Genomic DNA, 1,393 nt, shown 5'->3' with positions numbered 1-1,393 from the left:
GGGACTGTACGGTTTTCGGTGTAACTCCTGATCAAGGAGAACGCACCTGATGAGTACTGTGATCCAGGCATCGACGGAGATTGACCTGGAGGACGCCGCGGTGGCACGCAAGGAGCCCAAGGACTCAGATCGCGAGCTCGTCGGCCGTCTGGTTGAGCAGGCCCGTGCCGAGGGCATCGAGCTGGTTGGGGAGAACGGGCTGCTGGGCCGGCTGACCAAGCTGGTGCTGGAGTCCGCCCTGGAGGGTGAGATCACCGACCATCTCGGCTACGACAAGCACGAGCGCGCCGGCAGCCAGACGGGCAACTCGCGCAACGGGACCCGGTCCAAGACCGTCATCACCGATGTCGGGCCGGTGGAGATCACCGTGCCGCGTGATCGGGACGGCAGTTTCGAGCCGAAGATCGTGCGCAAGCGGCAGCGGCGGCTGTCCGGGGTGGATGAGATGGTCATCTCGCTGGCCGCCAAGGGGCTGACCACCGGTGAGATCTCTGCGCACCTGGCCGAGGTGTACGGCGCGGAGGTGTCCAAGCAGACCATCTCCACCATCACCGACAAGGTGCTGGACGGGATGGCCGAGTGGCAGAACCGGCCGCTCGATGCGGTCTATCCGGTGATCTTCATCGACGCCATCCACGTCAAGCTGCGCGAGGGGCAGGTGGCCAACCGGCCGATCTACGTGGCGATGGCGGTCACCGTCGACGGCGAGCGCGACATCCTCGGCCTGTGGGCCGGCGACGGCGGTGAGGGCGCGAAGTTCTGGTTGCACGTGCTGACCGAGATCAAGAACCGCGGCGTCAGTGATGCCCTGATGGTGGTCTGCGACGGCCTGAAGGGGCTGCCGCAGGCCATCGAGAGCGTCTGGCCGCAAGCCGTCGTCCAGACCTGTGTGGTGCACCTGCTGCGCGCCAGCTTCCGCTACGCCGCCCGCCAGCACTGGGACGCCGTCGCCAAGGCCCTCAAGCCGGTCTACACCGCCCCGACCGAGGCCGCCGCGCTCGAGCGGTTCTACGAGTTCGCCGAGGTCTGGGGCGGCAGGTATCCGGCGATCGTGAAGTTGTGGGAGGACGCCTGGGCGGAGTTCGCGCCCTTCCTCAACTTCGATGCCGAGATCCGGCGGGTGATCTGCTCGACCAACGCGATCGAGTCGGTCAATGCGCGCATCAGGAGGGCGGTCAAGGCCCGTGGGCACTTCCCGAACGAGCAGGCCGCGCTCAAGTGCGTCTACATGGCGATCATGAGTCTGGACCCGACCGGCAAGGGCCGCAAACGCTGGATCACCCGCTGGAAAGCGGCCCTGAACGCCTTCGCCATCACCTTCGAAGGCCGCCTGACCCCGACCACCCGATAGAACTAATTCAAGATCGAGTTACACCGTTTACTGGACACACCC

At 65.9% G+C, this 1,393-nt stretch carries 1 protein-coding gene; it reads left to right on the top strand.

The genetic code is table 11. The annotated features are described in order from the left end of the window. Positions 1-49: 49 nt before the first annotated feature. Positions 50-1,351: an IS256 family transposase gene (locus AB0J42_RS37680; protein WP_364303388.1), complete on the top strand. Its 1,302-nt coding sequence runs from the start codon at positions 50-52 to the stop codon at positions 1,349-1,351. Positions 1,352-1,393: the final 42 nt, after the last annotated feature.

The sequence above is a fragment of the Nonomuraea sp. NPDC049649 genome (assembly GCF_040675175.1).
Lineage (GTDB): Bacteria > Actinomycetota > Actinomycetes > Streptosporangiales > Streptosporangiaceae > Nonomuraea.
Note: the sequence above shows the minus strand (reverse complement) of the source record. Positions and strands in the feature narration are given on the sequence as shown.